The sequence below is a fragment of the Enterobacter cancerogenus genome, assembly GCF_019047785.1.
Taxonomy (GTDB): Bacteria; Pseudomonadota; Gammaproteobacteria; order Enterobacterales; family Enterobacteriaceae; genus Enterobacter; species Enterobacter cancerogenus.
This window is the reverse complement of sequence record NZ_CP077290.1, coordinates 3358021-3373557: the sequence shown is the minus strand read 5'-3', so window position 1 is coordinate 3373557 and position 15537 is coordinate 3358021. Positions and strand designations below refer to the sequence as shown.

Sequence of the window (15537 nt, the reverse complement as noted above, 5' to 3'; positions counted from 1 at the left end):
AAGCCCGGTGGCGGCTACGCCTTACCGGGCCTACAAGGTAAATGCAAAACGGCAACATGTGTTGCCGTTTTTAATGTTTGTACCCTCTCCCCGTGGGAGAGGGCCAGGGTGAGGGCATCAGGCCGCACCGATTAAAGCGTCACTCCACTCTTGAAGATCGCCAGCTCGCGGAAGTCGTTTTTCTCGTTGCAGGTCTGCTTGCCGTTAGCAAATTCCACAATGGTATCGACAAATTCATTAAGCAGCTGCGGCATCGCTTTACCGTGGATCAGCTGTCCTGCATCAAAGTCGATCCAGTGTTTCTTCTTCGCCGCCAGCTCGCTGTTGGTGGCGATTTTTACCGTCGGCACAAAGCCGCCGTAAGGCGTACCACGACCGGTACTGAACAGCACCATATGGCAGCCCGCCCCGGCCAGCGCGCTGGTCGCCACCGCATCGTTACCCGGCGCACTCAGCAGATTCAACCCGTGCGTTTTCAGGCGTTCACCGTAGCGCAGAACGTCGACCACCTGGCTGGCGCCTGCTTTCTGGGTACAGCCGAGGGATTTCTCCTCAAGCGTCGTGATGCCGCCCGCCTTGTTACCCGGCGACGGGTTCTCATAAATAGGCTGGTTGTGGGCGATAAAATACTGTTTGAAGTCGTTCACCATCGCGACGGTCTTTTCGAAGGTCTCTTCGTCGCGGCAGTGGCTCATCAGAATACGCTCAGCGCCGAACATCTCCGGCACTTCGGTCAGCACGGTTGTGCCGCCGTTGGCAATCATATAGTCCGAGAAACGGCCCAGCATCGGGTTGGCGGTGATGCCCGAAAGCCCGTCCGATCCGCCGCACTCAAGGCCAAATTTCAACTCGCTCAGCTTGCCCGGCTCACGTCTGTCGTGGCGCATCACCTCATACAGCTGGTGAAGTTGCTCCAGACCCGCTTCCACTTCGTCGTCCTGATGCTGACACACCATAAAGTGCACGCGCTCAGGATCGAACTCACCCAGCGTTTCGCGGAAGGCATCCACCTGGTTGTTTTCACAGCCCAGGCCAATCACCAGCACCGCACCCGCGTTCGGGTGGCGCACCATGTTTTGCAGCATCGTGCGGGTATTGATGTGATCGTCACCCAGCTGCGAGCAGCCGTAGGTGTGGCTGAAAAGATGCACGCCGTCGGTGCCTTCAGCGTCATTGGTCTCTTTCAGGAAACGCGTCTGGATTTGACGCGCAATCCCGTTTACGCAGCCGACGGTTGGCAGGATCCACAGCTCATTGCGGACCCCAACCTCGCCGTTCGCACGGCGGTAGATCTGTACGTCACGATCTGCCGCCTGCGCCTCTTCCGTCTGGAAATCCGGTTGATAGCTGTACTCGTCCAGATCGCTAAGATTGGTGCGGGTATTGTGGGAATGAATATATTCACCCGGCGCAATGTCCGCCAGCGCATGACCAATCGGCAAACCGTACTTCACGACGTTTTCCCCTTTGGCGATGGGGATCAGGGCAAACTTATGCCCGCGTCCAACGGCCTGGCGCAACGTCACCGACTGCGTATCGAAAGTCACTTCCGTGCCTTCGGACAGATCCGCCAGTGCGACGGCAACGTTATCCAGCGAATGGATTTTGATGTATTGCATATCAACCTCAGACAGCACTAGTTCAGTTCAATGGCGAAGTAGTCACGCGCATTGTTAAAGCAGATGTTTTTCACCATCTCGCCGAGCAGCTGGATATCCGCCGGAGCTTCGCCAGCCTGTACCCAACGGCCAATCATCTGGCACAGAATGCGGCGGAAATATTCGTGGCGAGTGTAAGACAGGAAGCTGCGGCTGTCGGTCAGCATGCCGACAAAGCGGCTTAACAGGCCCAGCTGCGCCAGCTGCGTCATCTGACGTTCCATGCCGTCTTTCTGATCGTTGAACCACCAGCCGGAACCGAACTGCATCTTGCCCGGCATCCCTTCACCCTGGAAGTTGCCGATCATAGTGCCCAACACTTCGTTATCGCGCGGGTTCAGACAGTAGAGAATGGTTTTTGGCAGCAGGTTTTGTTCGTTCTGCTTGCTGAGCAGCTTAGAGAGCTCTTCCGCCATCGGACGGTCGTTAATGGAGTCGAAGCCCACGTCTGCGCCCAGCAGTTTGAACTGGCGCAGGTTGTTGTTGCGCAGCGCCCCAATGTGGTACTGCTGCACCCAGCCGCGACGGGCATATTCCGCGCCGAGGAACACCAGTACCGCGGTTTTGAACTGCGCCACTTCGTGTTCGCTTAACGTCTCACCCGACAGACGACGCGCCAGGATGCTGTCCAGCTCGGCTTCGTTTGACTCGGCAAACAGCACCACGTCAAGCGCGTGGTCAGAGACCTTACAGCCGTGCGCCGCAAAGTGGTCCAGACGTTTGGTCAGCGCGCTTTGCAGGTCAGCGAAGCGGCGGATGTCGGTATCGGACACGTCCGCCAGCTTAGCCATATAGTCGTTGAAGGTCGCCTGCTCAATGTTAAAAGCCTTATCCGGACGCCAGCTCGGCAGGACCTTAACATCGAAAGTGCTGTCTTTCGCCACGACGGCGTGATGTTCCAGCGAATCGATTGGGTCGTCAGTGGTCCCGACCATTTTGACGTTCATCTGCTTCATGATGCCGCGCGCGGAGAAGGCATCCTGCGCCAGCAGCGCGTTGCACTCATCCCAGATTTCATCTGCGGTAGCCGGGGAGAGCAGCTTGCCGGTGATGCCAAACGGACGGCGCAGCTCGAGGTGCGTCCAGTGGTATAACGGGTTGCCGATGGTGTGCGGCACGGTTGCCGCCCAGGCGTCAAACTTCTCGCGGTCAGTGGCATCCCCCGTACACAGACGCTCCGCGACGCCGTTGGTGCGCATCGCGCGCCATTTATAGTGGTCACCTTTCAGCCAGATGTCATACAGGTTTTTGAAGCGGTAATTTTCGGCAACCTGCTGCGGCGGTAAATGGCAGTGGTAGTCGAAAATCGGCTGGTCTTTTGCATAGTCATGATACAGGCGACGGGCAAATTCGGTATCTAACAGAAAATCGTCGGTCATAAACGGGGTCATTATCGTCATCCTCTGTAACGGGAGCGTCAGAAAGCGTATGTTCAGATGCTGCAAAGTTATCACACCAATTTCCAGCACCCGAAGGTTTTTTCGTGAGTTAGATCAATAAACGCCGACAAATAAATTACCCTCAAAGGAGTAAACCCGCCTGTAAGCCGCGCCAGTTCTGGCTTCCTACGACTGAGCGAAAGCCCCTACAAAGATTCCAGCATTTGTGATGTCACTCACCTTTTAAAGTTGTATGACAAGTTATCTTTTCGCCGTCGCAAACGATAAGCCGACTAAATGCATTCCCGGTGAGAGATACACCGGATTTACGGTACGGATACCGACTTAAGCACGATTACTTATGGCAAGGTTCGGGCCGTACCGGGAAATACCGCCGGTAGCGCCCCTCCCGTTAACAGCCACTCCCGAACACGGTTGAGAGGTTGCCGCGCCCCGGTGCGGAAATAACATAACGATGAGGTTTTAGATGCGTAAAATTAAAGGGTTACGTTGGTACATGATCGCGCTGGTGACGCTCGGCACCGTGCTGGGCTATCTGACACGTAATACCGTGGCAGCGGCCGCACCCACGTTGATGGAAGAGTTACATATCTCCACGCAGCAATATTCTTACATCATCGCTGCTTATTCCGCTGCTTACACCATCATGCAGCCTGTGGCGGGCTATGTCCTTGATATTCTGGGTACGAAAATCGGTTACGCCTTCTTCGCCGTGGCCTGGGCCGTGTTCTGCGGCGCGACGGCGCTGGCCGGCAGCTGGGGTGGCCTGGCGCTGGCACGTGGTGCAGTCGGTGCCGCAGAAGCCGCGATGATCCCGGCGGGCCTGAAAGCCAGCTCCGAGTGGTTCCCGGCGAAAGAGCGTTCCATTGCGGTGGGTTACTTTAACGTTGGCTCCTCTATCGGGGCGATGATTGCACCGCCACTGGTGGTGTGGGCTATCGTGATGCACAGCTGGCAGATGGCGTTCATTATCTCCGGTGTGCTGAGCTTTGCATGGGCGATGGCGTGGCTTGTCTTCTATAAGCATCCGCGCGATCAGAAAAAACTGTCCGAAGAAGAACGCGATTACATCATCGGCGGTCAGGAATCTCAGCATCAGACCAACAACGGCAAAAAAATGTCCGTCTGGCAGATCCTGGGTACCCGCCAGTTCTGGGGTATTGCCCTGCCACGCTTCCTGGCCGAACCCGCCTGGGGGACCTTCAACGCGTGGATCCCGCTGTTCATGTTCAAGGTCTACGGCTTTAACCTGAAAGAGATCGCCATGTTCGCCTGGATGCCGATGCTGTTTGCCGACCTCGGCTGCATCGTGGGCGGCTACCTGCCACCGCTGTTCCAGCGCTGGTTTGGCGTGAACCTGATTGTCTCCCGTAAAATGGTGGTCACCATGGGCGCGCTGCTGATGATTGGCCCGGGTATGATCGGCCTGTTCACCAGCCCGTACGTTGCCATTGGCCTGCTGTGCATCGGTGGTTTTGCTCATCAGTCGCTGTCCGGCGCGCTGATCACCCTCTCTTCTGATGTCTTTGGCCGTAACGAAGTGGCGACGGCAAACGGCCTGACCGGCATGGCCGCCTGGACAGCAAGTACAATGTTTGCTCTGGTCGTGGGTGCGCTGGCCGATACCATTGGCTTTAGCCCACTGTTCGCGGTGCTGGCAATCTTCGACCTGTTGGGGGCCGTGGTTATCTGGACGGTGCTGAAAAGCAAATCCGCAGATGAGTTGGCAAAAGAGTCGCTCGGACGACCGGCCACGCAGAGTTAGCGCGAGCGGCACCCGGCAAAAGCCGCCTTCGGGCGGCTTTTTTGATGGCAAAATCTGGAGACTGGCGCGCAGAAGTGGTATAACAAATAATCCGCCGTACCCTGCCTGGAGCGCATATGGAAATCACCGAACCACGACGTTTATATCAACAACTTGCTGCCGAGCTGAAAGATCGCATCGAGCAAGGGGTGTATCTTGTCGGTGACAAACTTCCCGCTGAGCGCTTTATCGCGGATGAAAAGAGCGTGAGCCGCACGGTTGTGCGCGAAGCAATCATCATGCTGGAAGTCGAAGGCTATGTTGAGGTGCGCAAAGGCTCCGGCATTCACGTCATCTCGAATCAGGCAAAACACTCCCCGGCACCGGACGAAAGCCTGGAGTTCGCCAACTACGGTCCGTTTGAACTGCTGCAGGCCCGCCAGCTGATTGAGAGCAACATCGCTGAATTTGCCGCCACGCAGGTGACCAAACAGGACATCATGAAGCTGATGGAAATTCAGGATAACGCGCGTAAGGAAAAATGCTTCCGCGATTCTGAATGGGATTTACAGTTCCACGTGCAGGTCGCCCTGGCAACCCAGAACACGGCGCTGGCGGCAATCGTTGAAAAAATGTGGACTCAGCGCGTTCATAACCCGTACTGGAAGAAACTGCACGATCACATCGATTCCCGCACCGTCGATAACTGGTGCGACGATCACGACCAAATCCTTAAGGCGTTGATTCGCAAAGACCCGCACGCGGCCAAACTGGCGATGTGGCAGCATCTGGAAAATACCAAGCAGATGTTGTTCAACGAAACCAGTGACGACTTCGAATTTAACGCAGACCGCTATCTTTTTGCCGATAATCCTGTCGTTCATCTCGATACGGCGTCCAGTCTGGCAAAATAGCTTGCCTTATCGCTGGCAGGCGCTTCGTTGCGCCTTACGCCAAAGGTGGGTAAGCAAATATATAGAGTGTCAGCCTTTGTAAATCCCCTCGCGCCCCTCCTGGGGTTACGCCAAAATCATCTCATCCCTGCAAATTCTGTGACGCAGATGGTTGGGCTTTGTTACAATTGGATTCAATTCGCTATTTTGTAAGTTAGTGCTTGCTAACCAGCCAATTAACAGGGAACAGTGTTGGCCACATCGTAATGTGTCCGCGAGCGACCACAATGAAATCACAATAATGTCGCCGTGCTGTTTTACCCGGATAACAGGCGTGACGTTAACCGATTTCCAGGAACACTGAATGGAACTTTTGACCCAACTTCTGCAGGCCTTGTGGGCGCAGGATTTTGAAACGCTGGCCAATCCCTCCATGATTGGCATGCTCTATTTCGTCCTCTTTATGATCCTGTTCCTTGAGAACGGATTGCTTCCTGCCGCCTTTTTACCCGGCGACAGCCTGCTGGTTCTGGTTGGCGTGCTGTGTGCCAAAGGGGCCATGGCGTTCCCGCAAACCGTTTTGCTTCTGACTATTGCCGCCAGCCTCGGCTGCTGGGTGAGCTATATTCAGGGCCGATGGCTGGGCAACACGCGCATCGTACAAAACTGGCTCTCGCACCTCCCGGCCCATTACCACCAGCGAGCGCACCACCTTTTCCATAAGCACGGGCTATCTGCCCTGCTGATTGCACGCTTTATCGCGTTTGTCCGCACCCTGCTGCCGACCATCGCCGGCCTTTCCGGGCTGAGCAGCACGCGCTTCCAGTTCTTCAACTGGATGAGCGGCCTGCTGTGGGTGCTGATCCTCACCACGCTCGGCTACGCCCTTGGTAAAACACCGGTATTCATGAAATATGAAGATCAGCTGATGTCCTGCCTGATGCTGCTGCCGGTTGTGCTGCTGGTTGTCGGTCTGGTCGGTTCGCTGGTCGTGCTGTGGAAGAAGAAATACGGGGCAAGGAGCTAACCATGGTTATCTCTCCGCTCGCCCTTCGCCGCTTGTCCTGGGCCATGATTGCGTTATTGATGTTCATCGCCCTGTTCCTGGCATGGACGGCGGTGCAGAATCAGGAATCTACGCTGGCGATACGTTCTGTGAATCAGGGTGCCAGCGTGCCGGACGGTTTTTCCGTCTGGCATCATCTGGATGCGAACGGCATTCGTTTTAAGAGCATTACGCCGCAGAACGACGTGCTGCTGATAAAGTTTGATTCCAGTGCGCAAAGTGCCGCCGCGAAAGCGGTACTCGACCGAACGCTGCCGCGCGGTTACATCATCGCGCAGCAGGATGATGACAGCCAGCCAGCGGCGTGGTTATCACGTCTTCGCGATACCTCGCATCGGTTTGGTTAATTACCAGGATTCCGAATCTTTTCACTAACTTTGGTGAATCCCCCGTTTACTTACTATGCTTAAGTACGCGGAGCACCCCTCAGATGTTCTCCGCAATGAACTGGAAACGGCTCACGCCGTAACACAATGGAAGGTTTCGATAATGAAATACCGCATGACTCTGGCTCTGGCCCTTTTTTCTTTAAGCACAGCGTCCTTCGCGAACACTCTCTGTCAGGAGAAAGAAAAGGACATTCAACGCGAAATCAGTTATGCCGAAAAGCATAATAATCAGCACCGTATTGACGGTCTGAAAAAAGCGTTAAGCGAAGTGAAAGAGAACTGCACGGACAGCAAACTGCGTGCCGATCATCAGAAAAAAATCGCTGAACAAAAGGACGAGATTGCCGAGCGCCGTCAAGACCTGCAGGAAGCGAAAGAGAAAGGTGATGCGGAAAAAATTGCCAAGCGTGAGAAAAAGCTGCAAGAGGCGCAGGACGACCTGAAAGCGCTGGAAGCTCGCGAATATTGAGTTAACGGAAATCTCAACAGGAGAGAATCATGTCAAAAGATACGACGTCAGAAAACCTACGCGCTGAACTGAAATCCCTGGCAGACACCCTGGAAGAGGTGCTTAGCTCCTCTGCCGACAAATCAAAAGATGAAGTCAGCAAACTGCGCAGCAAAGCCGAGAAAGCACTGAAAGAGAGCCGTTACCGCCTGGGTGAAACCGGCGATGTGCTGGCAAAACAGACGCGTGAAGCTGCCGCGCGCGCTGACGAGTATGTGCGTGACAATCCATGGACTGGCGTAGGTATTGGTGCCGCGATTGGCGTGGTGCTGGGTGTCCTGTCGACGCGTCGTTGATTATGGAAGATCCACGTCACGCACAAGGGCCTGCTAATAACGTCCTCGGCATCGGTCAGCGTATCTTAACGACGCTGGTCGGGATTGCCGAAACGCGCGTCCGCCTGGCGGTAGTCGAGCTGGAAGAAGAGAAAGCCAACCTCTTCCAGATGCTACTGATGCTCGGGCTTACCATGCTCTTCGCCGCGTTTGGTCTGATGAGCCTGATGGTATTGATCATCTGGGCCATCGATCCGCAGTATCGTCTTAACGCGATGATTGCAACGACCGTGGTTCTGCTGGTTGGGGCATTGATCGGTGGCGTCTGGACGCTTCACAAAGCCCGCACGTCTACCTTCATGCGCCACACTCGCCAGGAGCTAGCCAACGATCGCTCGCTTCTGGAGGATGACAAATCGTGAGCAGCGCAGCCGAACGTCAAAAGCGAAAAGCGTATCTGTTGAGCCAGATCCAGCAGCAACGGCTGGATCTGTCCGCCAGCCGTCGTGACTGGATAGCATCCACGCGTCGTTTTGACCGTGGCTGGAATACTGTCCTGAGCCTGCGCTCCTGGGCGCTGGTCGGCAGTAGCGTCATGGCTATCTGGACGGTTCGGCATCCCAATATGCTGATCCGCTGGGCCCGCCGCGGCTTTGGTGTCTGGAGCGCCTGGCGTCTGGTCAAGACCACGCTGCGCCAGCAGCAGTTGCGGTAGCCTTCTCGTCGGGTGACGGCTTCGAGGTAAAAGCAAAACGGTAACTCAGGTTACCGTTTTTTGTTTTTGCGCCCTCTCCCCGTGGGAGAGGGTTGGGGTGAGGGCACCAGCGCGCACCTCTTTTTACTCAATATCTTTGAAGAAGATTGACAGTTTTCCTAGCTAACAATTCTTTTCCGCCCCGTTTACACTCCTCTCCATCGACAGCAAAGACGCGGTATCTACCCGAATTTGCACATAAATAACGTTATGCCGCGTATGTGGTTTCCTGGAGAGTAAAATGAAAAAATTAGAAGATGTTGGCGTACTGGTCGCACGTATTTTGATGCCTGTGCTGTTTATCACCGCAGGCTGGGGCAAAATCACCGGCTATGCAGGCACTCAACAATACATGGAAGCGATGGGCGTTCCGGGGTTCCTGCTGCCGCTGACCATCCTTCTTGAATTTGGTGGCGGTCTGGCCGTGCTGTTTGGCTTCCTGACCCGTACCACCGCCCTGTTCACCGCAGGCTTCACCCTGCTGACGGCGTTCATCTTCCACAGCAACTTTGCGGAAGGCGTGAACTCCCTGATGTTCATGAAAAATCTGACCATCGCAGGCGGCTTCCTGCTGCTGGCCATCACCGGCCCGGGCGCATACAGCATCGACCGCGTTCTGAATAAGAAGTGGTAAGCACGCTATACTGAATGAACAAAGCGAGGAGACATCTCCTCGCTTTTGCTATCTGACGGAGGAGAAAAAAATGGGACAACTTGTAGACGGCGTCTGGCAGGATGTCTGGTATGACACCAAATCCACCGGCGGACGCTTTAAGCGCTCCGTTTCCGCCTTCCGTAACTGGCTGACCGCCGATGGCGCACCCGGCCCAAGCGGCGAAGGCGGCTTTGCGGCCGAGAAAGATCGGTATCATCTGTATGTTTCTCTCGCCTGCCCGTGGGCGCACCGCACGTTGATTGTACGCAAACTGAAAGGCCTTGAGTCGCTGATCCCGGTGTCGGTTGTTAACCCGCTGATGATGGAAAACGGCTGGACGTTCGACAGCAACTTCCCGGCAGCCACCGGCGATGATCTTTATCACCACGATTTCCTGTACCAGCTCTATCTGCGTGCCGACCCGCACTACACCGGGCGCGTCACCGTGCCGGTCCTGTGGGACAAAAAAAACCAGACCATCGTCAGCAATGAGTCTGCGGAGATCATCCGCATGTTCAACACCGCGTTTGATGCTCACGGCGCACTCGCCGGAGACTACTACCCGGTGGAACTGCGCGATAAAATCGACGAACTGAATAGCTGGATCTACGACAACGTTAACAACGGCGTCTATAAAGCCGGTTTTGCCACCAGCCAGGAAGCCTACGATGAGGCGGTCGGGAAAGTGTTCGAGTCGCTGGAACGCCTGGAGCAGATCCTCGGCCAGCACCGCTACCTGACGGGCGATCGCCTGACAGAGGCGGATATTCGCCTGTGGACCACGCTGATCCGTTTCGATCCGGTCTACGTCACCCACTTTAAGTGCGATAAACATCGCATCGGTGATTACCTGAATCTGCACGGTTTCCTGCGCGATATCTACCAGACGCCAGGCATTGCTGAAACGGTCGATTTTGACCATATCCGCACCCACTACTATCGCAGCCATAAGACCATCAACCCAACGGGCATTATCTCAATTGGGCCATGGCAGGATCTGGATGAACCGCACGGGCGTGACGTCCGTTTTGGATAAATATGAAGGGTATCAATAGATGCCCTTTTTTAATTCACAATATCCATCTATTCTTACCTCGATCGCTTAGAAAACAAGTGATTGACTGATTAATGAGGCAAGGAAAATGGACTGGTATTTAAAAGTACTGCGCAATTACGTTGGATTTGGTGGCCGCGCCCGCCGCAAAGAGTACTGGATGTTCATTCTGGTGAACTTCGTCCTGCTCATGGTGCTGGGTATTGTTGATAAACTACTCGGCTGGCAGCGGGACGGCGGGGAAGGCATTCTTACGTCAATCTATGGGATCTTTATTCTGCTGCCGTCCTGGGCCGTCCAGTTCCGGCGTCTGCACGATACCGACCGTTCAGCCTGGTGGCTACTGCTGCTGTTGATCCCGATTATCGGCTGGCTGGTAATTCTGATTTTCAACTGCCAACGCGGCACGCCGGGCGAAAACCGCTTTGGCCCGGATCCTAAGATCGCTGCGTAAATTATTGCCCGGTGGCGCTGACGCTTACCGGGCCTACACGCTTATTTATTGTAATGCGCAAAGAGCTTCGGGATTTCGCGTAAGCACCATGACTTCGCCTCGCCCATGCTGTCGCGTCGCCACGCCATAATGATATCCACTTCGCTGGTGTACTCCGGGCTGACAACCCGCAGCCGCCCTTCGGCAATATCCTTTTCAACAAACGGATACGGCATAGTGGCAACACCTAAACCTGCCAGCAACGCCTGACGTTTATCTTCCAGTGACGTGACGGTCAGGCGCGGCTGTTTATCCAGCAGCTGCACCGTTAACACCGGGCGCTCGCGTGCGGTATCGGCGACCGCCACGCCGCGATATTTCACGCGCGTCACCTCTGAGAGCGGCTCCGCCTCCTGGTGGATCGGGTGATCCGGTGCCGCGACGTAGACGTTCATCACGCTGTAGAGTTTTTTCGAGTTAATCTCTGAGGAAGAACGGAAGTGCATGTCCGGCGCGATCACGATATCCGCTCGCCCCGTCTCCAGACGCTCCCAGGCACCGGCCAGCACTTCGGTGATGATCGACAGCTGGGTATTGGCCTTGTCCGCCAGACGCTCCACCAGCGGGAACAGCGCCTCGGTCGGGACCAGCGCTTCCGTGACCAGCGTCAGGTGCGTTTCCCAGCCGCGGGCCAGGGCTTCGGCATCGGTTGTCAGCTTGTCTGCCGCTTCCAGCAGCACGCGCCCGCGCTCAAGCAGCATACGGCCTACATTGGTGAATTTTGTTCGATGACCGGAGCGGTCGAACAGCACTACGTCCAGCTCTTCCTCCAGCTTCTGCATGGTGTAGCTCAGCGCAGACGGAACGCGCCCCAGTTCATCTGCCGCTGCGGCAAAGCTGCCGCGACGGTCTATTGCGTCCATGACGCGAAGCGCCTCAAGCGTCAATGCTCTCTCTTTAGCCATCTCGTTCTCATTCAGGAAATTTGAACATACCGGGCAGAATATCTGGCTAACAATGCAGCGTCCATACCTTTACCATTGTTTTAGTGTAAAGAGAGGTCAAGTTTATGATTACGACAAGAACAGCTAAACAGTGCGGACAAGCCGATTTCGGTTGGCTGCAGGCGCGCTACACCTTCTCCTTTGGACACTACTTTGACCCGAAACTCCTCGGTTACGCCTCACTGCGCGTGTTGAATCAGGAAGTGCTCGCCCCTGGCGCCTCTTTCCAGCCGCGTACGTACCCGAAAGTCGATATTTTGAACCTGATCCTGGAAGGCGAGGCAGAATACCGCGATAGCGAGGGCAATCATGTCCAGGCGAAGGCTGGCGAAGCCTTACTGATTTCAACGCAGCCGGGCATTAGCTATAGCGAGCACAACCTCAGCAAAGACAACACGCTGACCCGCATGCAGCTGTGGTTAGATGCCTGCCCGGAGCGGGAAAATCCGCTGGTACAGAAGCTGGATCTGAAAGGCGGTCAGCAGCAGCTGATTGCCTCCCCGGACGGCAGCAACGGCAGCCTGCAACTGCGCCAGCAGGTATGGTTGCACCACATCGAGCTGAAGAAAGGCGAACAGGTTAGCGTGCAGCTTCACGGCCCGCGTGCATACCTGCAGTCGATTCACGGGACGGTGCACGCCGTCACGCATACGGAAGAGAAAGAAGCGCTTACCTGCGGTGACGGGGCGTTTATTCGCGACGAAGCGAATATTACGCTGGTTGCCGATACGCCGCTGCGGGCACTGCTGATTGATTTGCCGGTTTAATTAAACCTTACCCCTCTCCCCAAAGAGGAGAGGGAACGATCGAGCCCCTCGCCCCTTTGGGGAGAGGGGTTGGGGTGAGGGGAATTCTTTACACCTTACTCGCCATTATCTCAATAATCTGCCGATCCGTTGCCTGCATTGAACGACACGCCAGCGCGCACAGATTAGCGATAGACTGCTCCACGTCGTGCGCCACAATCCCTTCGTTGCCCGTCACGGCCGTTTCATCCAGCGCCATCATCACCGCTTTCCAGGCGCTGCCTACGCTGGTAGAGACCTTCATCGCGCAGCTGTTCGATGCGCCATCGCAGATCATCCCGCTGACATCCCCGATCATGCTGCCGATCGCCATGGCAATGGTCTGGTAGCCTCCGCCCATCAGCCACGCCATCCCAGCCGCAGCGCCCATTGCTGCCGTCGTTGCCGCACACAGTGCGGATAAACGTGGAAGCTGATGATGGATGTAGATAGCCGACAGGTGCGAGAGCATCAGCGCCCGGGCAAGCCGCTCTTGATCGGCCTGTACGTGCTCTGCCACGACCACCACAGGCATGGTCGCGGCGATCCCCTGGTTGCCGGAACCCGAGTTGCTCATCGCCGGGAGCGTCGCCCCGCCCATACGCGCATCTGACGCCGCGCTGGTGCGGATAACGATATCCGACCCGACATCCTGCGCCAGCCAGCCGCGCGCGCGTTGCTTAGTGAGCGTTGCGCCAATGTGCAGCCCCCATTTACCGCTCAGCCCCTCCCGGGAGAGCGCATCGTTCAACTCCCCTGCTTGCAGAATAAAGCGGATCGCCCCGAACGGAACCTGTTCGGCAAACGCCATAATCTGAGCAAGCGTGGTGTCCGAAAGTACCGACAGGGGATCGGCGTTCACCTCGCCCTGCGGCTCGTCGAGCGTAAAGCGCGTTTCGCCCCGGCACACCACCTCGACAACGCGCGTATGCCCCCCTGCGATGGTCACCATCGCAGAGGCCTCTCCGGCGTAAACACAGGCGCGGGAATAGAGGATCTCATCGCACGGCTCTTGCAGTTTCACCTGCACCAGACCGGCCTCCAGCAAGGCTTTGGCGCGCGCCAGCGCCTCAGGCGTGGCATCTTTCAACACCTCCAGCCCGGCCTGCGCGTTGCCGCCAATGGCCCCCAGCGCCGCCGCAATCGGCAGGCCGACCATGCCAGTACCGGGCACCGTAACGCCCAGACCGTTTTTCATCAGGTTTGGCGATACCCACGCCTCAATTTTCGTGACCTCAGCGCCCAGCTGCTCAGCGGCAATCGCACAGGCCAGCGCCAGAGAGACAGGTTCCGTACACCCCAGGGCAGGCTTAACTTCTTCCTGCACCGCACGAATAAACTGCGTCCATAAAGGATTGATTTGCTCAGACATCGTGACAACCTTATTCACTCCTCAGGAAAACGCGAGGAAAGGAGAAACACACAGCAGCAGTCCGGTAATAACGATAATCACCAGCGACACGCCTTTATATTTGTGCAGCGCCGGGACTTTGTAGACCAGCCACGCCGGAATTAAGCAGCCCACCATGCCGAAAATGGGGCTGCAAATTGAGGTAAAGCTCAGCACGGGCGCGTTTAACACAATGGCGCTCCAGGCCAGCAGAATGGCGAACAGCATGATGCCGCGCTGCACGGTACGTTCATTGATTTTGTCTGTCGGCATTTTGCGGCGCAGGATATTCATCACAATGCCCTGCGTCGCCTCGCGAAAGCCGAGATACACCCCGAAGAACGCGGTCATGACGGCGAAAATATTGAGGATCACGCTGACGATTTTGACCCAGCCCGCGCCGTCGCCGCTGATAAACTGCGCCGCAATCGCCAGAGCTGAAATATTCTGCTCGTAGGCTTTTACCGCTTCGTCGTGGCCCATTGCCAGGGTGAAGGAGACGGCGTAAAAAAAGACCGTCACAAACAGGATGCCGAAGGCGATATTCATTGCCCGCAGAGCCTTGTGGCGCGCGACCTCAACGGACTTCTCACGTGAGCGATACGAAATGACCATCGGGCTTAAGGTCTGAATAAACAGGATCGACGTTAAGGTAAACGGCAGCGTGATAATGGCGTTTTTAATCAGCAGCCCCATCGGCGGCAGCATGCCCACGTTGGCTAAATGCCAGAGGCCGATCATCGACAGCCCAAGCGCCGCCACCACAAACAGCTTGGTGAGCACCATCAGGCTTGAGACTTTAAACAGCAGCTTCTCACCGCGCGACGAGATCGCGACCAGAATGCAGATCAGGAATAAGCCGTAGAACGGGTTTTCCGAGAGCAAGCCGTCGGTCAGACCAAAGGTGTGCAGATAAGAGGCGCTGTCGTTGGTGATGGCAGTAGAATAGACGAACATCCAGATCACCAGCATCACGAAATAGAGCGCGCCTAATAATATGCCCCAGTTTTTCCCGAGATAACCGCTGATCACGCTCGGGTAATCTTTGCATTCCGGGGATTCTGCCAGCGTATTAATAAACAGACGCTGGAATAAATACATGGCCGGATAGCCAATGATCGACGAAAGTAAAAACACCCACAGGCCCATTAATCCGACCTGCACCGGGAGAAAAACGATCCCCGCGCCGATAGCCATCCCAATACTCATGATGACCCATCCCGTGTCGGTGCTGTCGAATTTAATCGCCTCGCGCCATTCGCTTTCACTCATACCTGCCCGCCTTGCCGCGGACGAGTCTTTCACAATCACACTGCTTTTTGTTGCCGTTTCCATTGGGCACTCGCTTATTTTGTAGGGTAACTAATTATTTTTTATTTGGTTTTTTCTCATCAGCGATAATGAGCAGAACTGCCGCAGGTGTGTGTTTTTAGAATGAAAAGATGATATCCGCAGAGGAAGAGAAAAAAGTCACAATTTTTATGAGGATTTACGCAAGCGGGAGGAAATTTTACTTCTTAATGGAGGGT

Annotated in this window: 17 protein-coding genes; 12 read left to right on the top strand and 5 right to left on the bottom strand. The window is 55.7% G+C overall.

Annotation, left to right across the window (positions count from 1 at the left end; genetic code table 11):
- Positions 1–131: 131 nt before the first annotated feature.
- Positions 132–1619, bottom strand: a complete 1488-nt coding sequence (locus tag I6L58_RS15980) for a UxaA family hydrolase (protein WP_042322348.1) — start codon at positions 1617–1619, stop codon at positions 132–134.
- 17 nt (positions 1620–1636) lie between these two features.
- Positions 1637–3049: a glucuronate isomerase gene (uxaC, locus tag I6L58_RS15975; protein WP_042322071.1), complete on the bottom strand. Its 1413-nt coding sequence runs from the start codon at positions 3047–3049 to the stop codon at positions 1637–1639.
- 475 nt (positions 3050–3524) lie between these two features.
- On the opposite strand from uxaC, the gene I6L58_RS15970 reads away from it, so the two are divergent.
- From I6L58_RS15970 to I6L58_RS15920, 11 genes are all read left to right on the top strand, one after another.
- The gene (locus tag I6L58_RS15970) at positions 3525–4823 is read left to right on the top strand and encodes an MFS transporter (RefSeq protein ID WP_006178677.1); all 1299 of its coding nucleotides are present in this window, start codon (positions 3525–3527) and stop codon (positions 4821–4823) included.
- Between the two features lie 116 nt (positions 4824–4939).
- On the top strand, positions 4940–5716 hold the full coding sequence (gene exuR, locus I6L58_RS15965) for a transcriptional regulator ExuR (protein WP_006178678.1): 777 nt from the start codon (positions 4940–4942) through the stop codon (positions 5714–5716).
- Positions 5717–6059: 343 nt separating this feature from the next.
- Entirely contained in the window at positions 6060–6722 is a 663-nt protein-coding gene (gene yqjA, locus I6L58_RS15960; protein ID WP_006178679.1) for a DedA family general envelope maintenance protein YqjA, read from the top strand.
- Positions 6723–6724: 2 nt separating this feature from the next.
- A complete protein-coding gene (mzrA, locus tag I6L58_RS15955) occupies positions 6725–7108 on the top strand; it encodes an EnvZ/OmpR regulon moderator MzrA (protein ID WP_006178680.1) in 384 nt (127 codons plus the stop codon).
- Between the two features lie 142 nt (positions 7109–7250).
- Positions 7251–7619, top strand: coding sequence for a DUF1090 domain-containing protein (locus I6L58_RS15950; protein WP_042322076.1), 369 nt, complete (start codon positions 7251–7253; stop codon positions 7617–7619).
- Positions 7620–7648: 29 nt separating this feature from the next.
- Entirely contained in the window at positions 7649–7954 is a 306-nt protein-coding gene (locus tag I6L58_RS15945) for a DUF883 family protein (protein ID WP_088208488.1), read from the top strand.
- Between the two features lie 2 nt (positions 7955–7956).
- Positions 7957–8355 (top strand): phage holin family protein, encoded by a 399-nt coding sequence (locus I6L58_RS15940; protein WP_006178687.1) that lies wholly within the window; start codon positions 7957–7959, stop codon positions 8353–8355.
- Complete coding sequence (locus I6L58_RS15935) at positions 8352–8648, top strand: YqjK-like family protein (RefSeq protein WP_006178688.1); 297 nt, start codon at positions 8352–8354, stop codon at positions 8646–8648. The genes I6L58_RS15940 and I6L58_RS15935 overlap by 4 nt, the downstream gene beginning before the upstream one ends.
- 280 nt (positions 8649–8928) lie before the next feature.
- A complete protein-coding gene (locus tag I6L58_RS15930) occupies positions 8929–9321 on the top strand; it encodes a DoxX family protein (RefSeq protein ID WP_006178691.1) in 393 nt (130 codons plus the stop codon).
- 70 nt (positions 9322–9391) lie between these two features.
- A complete protein-coding gene (locus I6L58_RS15925) occupies positions 9392–10378 on the top strand; it encodes a glutathione S-transferase family protein (protein ID WP_006178695.1) in 987 nt (328 codons plus the stop codon).
- 106 nt (positions 10379–10484) lie between these two features.
- A complete protein-coding gene (locus tag I6L58_RS15920; protein WP_006178697.1) occupies positions 10485–10850 on the top strand; it encodes a DUF805 domain-containing protein in 366 nt (121 codons plus the stop codon).
- A gap of 41 nt (positions 10851–10891) precedes the next feature.
- Here the strand turns inward: I6L58_RS15920 and I6L58_RS15915 are convergent, their stop codons facing one another.
- Positions 10892–11794, bottom strand: coding sequence for a LysR family transcriptional regulator (locus tag I6L58_RS15915; protein ID WP_006178698.1), 903 nt, complete (start codon positions 11792–11794; stop codon positions 10892–10894).
- A 104-nt stretch (positions 11795–11898) separates the two neighbouring features.
- On the opposite strand from I6L58_RS15915, the gene I6L58_RS15910 reads away from it, so the two are divergent.
- Positions 11899–12600: a pirin family protein gene (locus tag I6L58_RS15910; RefSeq protein WP_006178701.1), complete on the top strand. Its 702-nt coding sequence runs from the start codon at positions 11899–11901 to the stop codon at positions 12598–12600.
- A gap of 88 nt (positions 12601–12688) precedes the next feature.
- Here the strand turns inward: I6L58_RS15910 and I6L58_RS15905 are convergent, their stop codons facing one another.
- Together I6L58_RS15905 and I6L58_RS15900 are read right to left on the bottom strand one after the other, a co-directional pair.
- On the bottom strand, positions 12689–13990 hold the full coding sequence (locus tag I6L58_RS15905; RefSeq protein WP_088208487.1) for an L-cysteine desulfidase family protein: 1302 nt from the start codon (positions 13988–13990) through the stop codon (positions 12689–12691).
- 21 nt (positions 13991–14011) lie between these two features.
- Entirely contained in the window at positions 14012–15343 is a 1332-nt protein-coding gene (locus I6L58_RS15900) for an SLC5/6 family protein (protein ID WP_006178704.1), read from the bottom strand.
- Between the last annotated feature and the right edge of the window lie 194 nt (positions 15344–15537).

Excerpts from the sequence above, each read along its gene's own strand:
- I6L58_RS15980 (WP_042322348.1), bottom strand. The coding sequence starts at position 1,619 with ATGCAATACATCAAAATCCATTCGCTGGATAACGTTGCCGTCGCACTG.
- uxaC (WP_042322071.1), bottom strand. The coding sequence starts at position 3,049 with ATGACCCCGTTTATGACCGACGATTTTCTGTTAGATACCGAATTTGCC.
- I6L58_RS15970 (WP_006178677.1), top strand. The coding sequence starts at position 3,525 with ATGCGTAAAATTAAAGGGTTACGTTGGTACATGATCGCGCTGGTGACG.
- exuR (WP_006178678.1), top strand. The coding sequence starts at position 4,940 with ATGGAAATCACCGAACCACGACGTTTATATCAACAACTTGCTGCCGAG.
- yqjA (WP_006178679.1), top strand. The coding sequence starts at position 6,060 with ATGGAACTTTTGACCCAACTTCTGCAGGCCTTGTGGGCGCAGGATTTT.
- mzrA (WP_006178680.1), top strand. The coding sequence starts at position 6,725 with ATGGTTATCTCTCCGCTCGCCCTTCGCCGCTTGTCCTGGGCCATGATT.
- I6L58_RS15950 (WP_042322076.1), top strand. The coding sequence starts at position 7,251 with ATGAAATACCGCATGACTCTGGCTCTGGCCCTTTTTTCTTTAAGCACA.
- I6L58_RS15945 (WP_088208488.1), top strand. The coding sequence starts at position 7,649 with ATGTCAAAAGATACGACGTCAGAAAACCTACGCGCTGAACTGAAATCC.
- I6L58_RS15940 (WP_006178687.1), top strand. The coding sequence starts at position 7,957 with ATGGAAGATCCACGTCACGCACAAGGGCCTGCTAATAACGTCCTCGGC.
- I6L58_RS15930 (WP_006178691.1), top strand. The coding sequence starts at position 8,929 with ATGAAAAAATTAGAAGATGTTGGCGTACTGGTCGCACGTATTTTGATG.
- I6L58_RS15925 (WP_006178695.1), top strand. The coding sequence starts at position 9,392 with ATGGGACAACTTGTAGACGGCGTCTGGCAGGATGTCTGGTATGACACC.
- I6L58_RS15920 (WP_006178697.1), top strand. The coding sequence starts at position 10,485 with ATGGACTGGTATTTAAAAGTACTGCGCAATTACGTTGGATTTGGTGGC.
- I6L58_RS15915 (WP_006178698.1), bottom strand. The coding sequence starts at position 11,794 with ATGGCTAAAGAGAGAGCATTGACGCTTGAGGCGCTTCGCGTCATGGAC.
- I6L58_RS15910 (WP_006178701.1), top strand. The coding sequence starts at position 11,899 with ATGATTACGACAAGAACAGCTAAACAGTGCGGACAAGCCGATTTCGGT.
- I6L58_RS15905 (WP_088208487.1), bottom strand. The coding sequence starts at position 13,990 with ATGTCTGAGCAAATCAATCCTTTATGGACGCAGTTTATTCGTGCGGTG.
- I6L58_RS15900 (WP_006178704.1), bottom strand. The coding sequence starts at position 15,343 with ATGGAAACGGCAACAAAAAGCAGTGTGATTGTGAAAGACTCGTCCGCG.